The organism is Psychrobacter sp. W2-37-MNA-CIBAN-0211 (assembly GCF_040309405.1).
In the GTDB taxonomy this organism is placed as follows: domain Bacteria; phylum Pseudomonadota; class Gammaproteobacteria; order Pseudomonadales; family Moraxellaceae; genus Psychrobacter; species Psychrobacter glaciei.
Genome location: NZ_JBEOOU010000116.1, coordinates 1 through 284 on the forward strand (window position 1 = coordinate 1; position 284 = coordinate 284).

The 284-nt window shown below is 40.5% G+C and carries 1 protein-coding gene; it reads right to left on the reverse strand.

All coding sequences use genetic code 11. From position 1 onward, the window contains the following. Positions 1-284 (reverse strand): GTPase Era (gene era / locus AAEY72_RS14530; protein WP_352311230.1); only part of this gene is annotated, 284 nt, incomplete at both ends.

Sequence of the window (284 nt, forward strand, 5' to 3'; positions counted from 1 at the left end):
TGGCAATAGTCCGAATTCGCTCACCTTTATTACCAATGACCATACGTTTTTGGCCTTCACGTTCAACTAAAATCAACGCGTTGATTTGGTAAACACCATTTTCCATCATTTTAAACTGTTCAATTTCTACTGTCGCATCATATGGCAGTTCGTCGCCTAGAAAACGCATCAGTTTTTCACGGACAATTTCTGATGCCATAAATCGTTGCGAGCGATCAGTCACATAATCTTCAGGGAAGTAAAATGGCGCTGCAGGTAATGATTCTCGTGCCATATCTAAAATG